The following is a 6,285-nucleotide window of genomic DNA, read 5'->3' on the forward strand; positions in this document are numbered from 1 at the left end:
CTAGATGGCGATTTTCCACAGGCGCGATTCATCAAACAGCCAGCCGGGGTGTTCCGGCTCCAGCGCCGGCACCACCAACTGCGTGCCGCTGCCGGGCAGGCGCGGCACGGCGCCCAACAGGCGCCGGGTGTATTCATGTTGGGGGGACTCAAACAACGTCTCGACGCTGGCGCTTTCCACCACCTGGCCGTGGCGCATCACCAACACTTCATCGCTGACGTGGCGAATCACGCCAAGGTCGTGGGAGATAAACAGATAGGCCAGGCCCAGCGAGGCTTGCAGGTCGGCCAGCAGGTCCAGCACCTGAGCCTGCACCGACACATCCAGCGCCGACACCGGCTCGTCACAGATAATCACTTTGGGGTTGCTGGCAATTGCCCGGGCAATCGCCACGCGCTGGCGCTGCCCGCCCGACAGTTGCAGCGGCCGACGCTCGGCCAGTTGCGGCGCCAGGCGGACCTGGTCGAGCAACTGCGCCACCCGGGCGGCCTGTTGCTCGGCGTCGATGCCTGCGACGTCCAGCGCATCACTGAGGATCTGCCCGACCGTCCAGCGCGGGTCGAATGAACTCAGCGGGTCCTGATAGATCACGCTGATGTCGCGGCGATGCAAACGTCGAGTCTTCTCCTCGACCCGTTCGGCGCCTGCGGCTGCCCATGGCTGGTCAAGAAAACGCACCTCGCCGGCATCCGGTTGCAGCAGCCCGAGGGCGATGCGCGCCACCGTGGTTTTGCCCGAACCGGACTCACCGACGATGCCCAGGGTGCGGCCGGCGCGCAGCTCGAAGCTGACGCCGTCCACCACCTGGCGTGACTGTTGATCGGGGCCGACATACCGTTTGCCCAGGCCCGAGGCCTTGAGCAACACCGGCGAGTCCGCGCCCGGCCGTGGCTGCGCGACAGCATTGCTGCGCTCCGGCGACAGGCGTGTGCCCCGGGCATGCTCGGCGGGCACCGCATCCAGCAGCGAGCGCGTGTAGGCGTGGCGCGGGTTGAGCAGCACCTGATCCATCGGGCCCTGCTCCACCACTTCACCGTGGCGCAAAACAAGTACCTCATCCGCCAGTTGCGCGACCACCGCCAGGTCATGGCTGATGATCAGCAGCGAATCGCCACGGGCCTTGATCTGCTGCAACACTTGCAGAATCTGCGCCTGCACCGTGGCATCCAGCGCGGTGGTGGGTTCATCGGCAATCACCAGGCCGGGGTTCAACGCCAGTGCACTGGCAATCAGCGCACGCTGGCGCAGGCCGCCAGAGAGTTGATCGGGGCGCTGGCGGGCACGCAGTTGCGGCTCGGGTACACCGACCAGGTCCAGCAGCTCGATGACCCGTTCGCCACGGCTGCGACGGTCGCCCCAGCGGTGGGTCTCCAGCACTTCGAGAATTTCCTTGCCCACCGGGCGCAACGGGTCGAGGGATACCAGTGCATCCTGCAATACGAAGCCGATGCCGTTGCCGCGCAAACGGCGCCAGCCGCGCTCCGACAGGCTGAGCAAATCCACTCCGTCATAACTCAAGGTGCGCGCCGTGACCTTGGCGCCCGCCCCCGCCAGGCCGATCAGGCTGCGGGCGGTGACGCTTTTGCCCGAGCCGGACTCACCCACCAGCGCCAGGGTTTTGCCCGGCTCCAGGGTGAAAGACAGATTGCGTACCACCGACTGCCCGGCAAACTCGATGGACAGCCCTTCAACGATCAAGCGTTTCTGGTCGCTCATGAAAGACGGCCCTCCAGGCGTTGTTGCAGGTAACGGCCAGTGACCGTGGTCGACAGCGTGGTCAATACGATGAACAGGCCGGGGAAGAACGTCAGCCACCAGGCGTTGGCGATAAAGTCGCGGCCCATGGACAACATGGTCCCCCACTCCGGCGCCGGCGGACGTGCGCCCAGGCCGAGAAAGCTCAGGGCCGAGGCCCAGACAATCGCCTGGCCCACGCCCATGGTCAGGGTCACGATCAACGGGCGCATGGCGTTCGGGAGCAGTTGGCGCAGAATGATGCGCAGCGGCGGATGCCCGAGGGCCCGGGCCGCTTCGATGTAGCCCGCGTTGCGCACCGCCAGCACCTGGCCGCGGACCATGCGTGCGTAACCCGGTGCGCTGCCCAGCCCGGTGGCGACAATCAGCGGGCCAATGCCGCTGCCGAAGATCGCCACGAACAGCAGCGCCAGAATCAGGCTCGGGAACGCAAACAGCACTTCCAGCAACCAACCCACGCCACGGTCCACCCGCGCGCCGCCGAGCCCGCCCAGCAGGCCGAGCACGATGGCGATGCTCATGGCGATAGCGGTTGCAGCAAGCCCGATAAACAGCGACTGGCGCGTGCCGTAGATCACCCGGGAAAAGATATCCCGCCCGGACTGATCGGTGCCGAACCAGTGGGCCAGGCTCGGCGAATGAAACGCGTCGCGGGGCACGATGGCCAGTGGGTCGCTGTAGGCGAACAACTGCGGCACCAGCGCCGCGACAATCACCAGCAGCAGAAAGGTAATCGCCAACAGCGGGCCGGGCCGTAGCGTGCGGGTGGACCGCTGAATCCGCAGCGCGGGCAGCGGTGCTTCGAGGGTCAGGCCGCTCATGCTGGAATCTCCTGTTGGCGAGGGTCGACCCACAGGTACAGCAGGTCGACCAGAATGTTGGCGAGCACATAACCGGCAGCGACCACCAGGCTGATGCCGATGGTCAGCGGCAGGTCCTGTGCCTGCACCGCCTGGTACAGCTGACGGCCAAGGCCCTTGCGGGAAAAAATCACTTCAATCACCACCGCGCCACTGATCAGCGCGCCGATGGCCCAGCCCGACAGCGAGATGCCCGGCAATACCGCGTGGCGCAGTGCGTGTTTGAAGCGCACGTTGAAGTCACTCAGGCCACGGGTTCGGGCGGTGAGGATGAAGGGTTGGTCGAGGGTCAAATCCAGGGATTCACGGGTGACCTGGGCGATAAACCCCGCCAGCGGAATCGCCAGGGCGAACGACGGCAATACCAGCGTGCGCCAGCCGTCACTGCCCGCCGGCGGGAACAGCCGCAGGCCGAACGCAAACACCGCCAGCAGCAGAATCCCCAACCAGAAATGCGGCAACGCGGCGGCCAGGGTTTCGGCGAGCGAGGCCAGGCTGGCCACCCAGCGTCGGCGTCCGGCGGTCAGCACCGTCAGCGCCAGCACCAGCACCCAGGCCAACGCGAGCGACGTCAGGGTCAGCTCCAGGGTCGGCCAGGATTGCTCGGCGAGCACTCGGGTCACCGGCAGATGCTGGGAATAGGAAACCCCCAGGTCACCCTGCACCAGGCGCCCGAGGTACAGCGCGTATTGCACCGCCAATGGCTTGTCGAGGCCGTACTCGCGGGTGGCTTCGGCGATGGTCTCCGGGGTGGGGTTGCCGCTCGGGCCGCCGAGGATCGCCTGCACCGGATCGCCGGGCATCAGGCGCAAGGCAAAGAAGGTCAGCGTGGCCACCGCCCAGAGCACCAGCACCCCGCCGGCAAGGCGCCACAGCGCACGTTTGCCGAGCCGGGCCAGGCGCTCGCGCCGTGGGTTGGCAAGTGATGGACTGCTCATTTGTTCACCCATGCGTCATAGAGATAGGTCACCGCCAGCGACGGCTCCAGCCGCACGCCCTGGGTGGTCTTGTAGATACCCAGCCGCGTGCTTTGCGGGTAGGTGGTCAATTGCAGGTACTGGCTGGAAGCGATCTTCTGCGCCTGGTAATACAGGGCCCGGCGCTGCTCGCTGTCCTGGGTGGTGAGGGCCTGCTGGATCAGCGTGTCGAAAGCCGGGTCACTGAAGCCTGCGGTGTTCTGGTGGTAGCCCCCTACGCCTGCGGGGCGAATGAACTCGCTGCCAAAGATGATCCGCAGCACGTCGGCGGTGTTGGTGTTCCAGTAGCCGAGGCGAATGTCGTAGTCCCAGTCGGCCTGGCGTTTGGTGGCCTGCACGTCGCTCATCTGGTCGACGATCAGCTCGAAGCCGGCCTGCCGGGTAGTGGCCTGTACCTGCTCCCACAGGGTGTATTCCGACGGTGGCGTGCGGTTGCCCATCACCACATGGACTTGCAGGCGCTTGCCGTCCTTGGTGCGGTAGCCCTCGCTGTCGCGTTGGGTCCAGCCGGCCTGGTCGAGCAACTGCGCGGCCCGGGCCGGGTCGTAATCCTGGGCGTGCTGGAACTCCGGGTTGTAGAAGCGCGTGGCCGGGCTCAACGGGCCGCCGGCGCGGGGGAATTCGTTGAAGTACACACTCTTCAACGCACCCTCGATGTCGGAGCTGCGCACAAAGGCTTCGCGCACCCGCAAGTCATCGAACGGCGCGCGGGTGATGTTCAGCGTGCCGTTGGTGGGGTTGCCGGGGCGCTGGGCGATCACCAGGGTCAGGTCCGGATTGCGCCGGGCGGCCTCGTGGGATTCGGGCGGTAACGCTTCGATCACATCGACCTCACCGGCCTGCAACGAGGCGAAGCGCACCGAAGGTTCCTGGATGAACTTCCAGACGATCCGGTCGAGCCAGGCCGGGCCCTGGTGTTTGGCGGTGGGCGGCGCCCAGTTGTAGTCGGGGTTGCGCACCAGTTCGACCTGGCTCTGGCGGTCCCAGCGCACGACCTTGAACGGGCCGCTGCCCACGGGGCTTTCGCAGTTCACGTCGCGGGAGCGCAGCAGTGCGGTGGGCGACTCGATGCCCAGGAAGCCTTGGGCCAACACTTCCAGAAACGCCGCGTAAGGCGTGGCCAGGTGCACCACGGCGGTGTACTCGTCGAGCACGTCGGTGCTGCGGTATTGGCGGATGTAGCCGCCTGCGGTGCTCGACTGGGTCTTGGGGTTGGCCATGTGGTCGAGGTTGGCCTTTACCGCTGCGGCGTTGAACGGGGTGCCGTCGGTGAAGTGCACGTCGTTGCGCAGGTGGAAGGTGTAGGTCAGGCCGTCCGGGGACACTTCCCAGGTCTTGGCGAGCCAGGGGCCGATGCGGCCGTCGGCGTCCATCGAGACCAGGGAGTCCAGGTACTGCTGGGCGACGAACACCTGGGGCATGTCGCCGGCCACGTGGGGGTCGAGGCAGGTGGGTTCGCGGTCGGTGGCGTAGACCAGGGTGCCGCCTTTTACCGGTTGGTCACTGCGGGTGACGGTCGAGCCGCTTTGGCCGCAGCCCAGGAGCAGGCCGCAGAGTGTGGCGGTGCCCAGAAGGAGCAGCGGGCTGGATCGTCGCGGGTAAGGGGCGGGTTCTTGCATGATGAGTGAGGCCTGAAGTCCGGGGATTGGGTCATTGCACAAGGCATGCCGGGTTTCAGGGGCCGTAAATACGGGACATTGGGCGGGCGGGAGATTGGGGAAAACGACAATGTGTGTGGGAAGTGTTGGTCAGGCAACAGCTTGGGGATGAGGTGGACCGAGTACATATCCGTTGCTGCGGTAACGGCCGCTATGGGTTCCGCTCTTACAGCGGCTCACTTTTGAACAGCGCAAAAGTAAGCAAAACGCTCTTGCCCCACCACTCGGCACCTCGCTCAGGCTCGGTGTGCCCTCTCTCCGGTACTACTGCGCGGGCCGCCGCGACGGGGCGTCCCTGCCCCGTCGCGGCTAAACCGGCGTCCTGCCGGTTTACCCGCTCCGCACCACCTGCGTTCGGCCAGCGTGGTTTAACGGGGCGCCTAAGATCAAGATCAAAAGCAGATCAACAGCACAGCGGCCTACAGGCCGGCTTGAGTGGTGTGAAGCAAAGGCAAAGGCAAAATCAAAATCTAAAGCGGGCACGGTACAAATGTGGGAGCTGGCTTGCCTGCGATAGCATCAACTGGGTGTACCTGATGCACCGAGGTGTCTGCATCGCCGGCAAGCCAGCTCCTACAGAAAAGCAGAGCTGCATCAGTTTCAGATTTGGTTTTCGCTTTCGCTTTGGCTTTTGATCTGGCTTCTACCACTCAAGCCGGCCTGTAGGCCGCTGTGCTCTTGCTTTTGATCTTGATCTGGCTCTGACTGCCCCAATAAGCCCGAGGCCGAACGCAGGTGGTGCGGAGCGGGTAAACCGGCAGGACGCCGGTTTAGCCGCGACGGGGCAGGGACGCCCCGTCGCGGCGGCCCGCGGAGCAATGCCGGAGTGAGGGAACACCGAGCCTTAGCGAGGTGCCGACAGGCGGGGCAGAGCCCTTTGCTTACTTTGGGGCTTTTCCAAAGTGAGTCGCTGTAAGAGCGAAACCATAAGCGGCCGTTACCTAAATAACGGATATGTACCCCAAAAGCTTCCACGAATCAGATCGCCTCAGCCATCAACAACTCCCGCGTATACGGATCTGAGACTGCCAAGGC

At 65.3% G+C, this 6,285-nt stretch carries 4 protein-coding genes; all 4 read right to left on the minus strand.

The features are described from left to right. From MUM_RS0125375 to MUM_RS0125390, 4 genes are read right to left on the minus strand one after another with little or no spacing between them, the layout of a single operon-like run. On the minus strand, positions 1-1,716 hold the full coding sequence (locus MUM_RS0125375; RefSeq protein ID WP_010175503.1) for a dipeptide ABC transporter ATP-binding protein: 1,716 nt from the start codon (positions 1,714-1,716) through the stop codon (positions 1-3). Next, positions 1,713-2,576 (minus strand): ABC transporter permease, encoded by an 864-nt coding sequence (locus tag MUM_RS0125380; protein WP_010175505.1) that lies wholly within the window; start codon positions 2,574-2,576, stop codon positions 1,713-1,715. The genes MUM_RS0125375 and MUM_RS0125380 overlap by 4 nt, the downstream gene beginning before the upstream one ends. After that, positions 2,573-3,553 carry an ABC transporter permease gene (locus tag MUM_RS0125385; RefSeq protein ID WP_010175506.1) on the minus strand — a complete coding sequence of 327 codons (981 nt, stop codon included), beginning with the start codon at positions 3,551-3,553 and terminating at the stop codon, positions 2,573-2,575. The genes MUM_RS0125380 and MUM_RS0125385 overlap by 4 nt, the downstream gene beginning before the upstream one ends. Continuing rightward, complete coding sequence (locus MUM_RS0125390) at positions 3,550-5,211, minus strand: ABC transporter substrate-binding protein (RefSeq protein WP_010175508.1); 1,662 nt, start codon at positions 5,209-5,211, stop codon at positions 3,550-3,552. Before MUM_RS0125390 ends, MUM_RS0125385 begins: the two co-directional genes overlap by 4 nt. Positions 5,212-6,285 lie beyond the last annotated feature (1,074 nt).

This window comes from Pseudomonas sp. PAMC 25886, assembly GCF_000242655.1.
In the GTDB taxonomy this organism is placed as follows: domain Bacteria; phylum Pseudomonadota; class Gammaproteobacteria; order Pseudomonadales; family Pseudomonadaceae; genus Aquipseudomonas.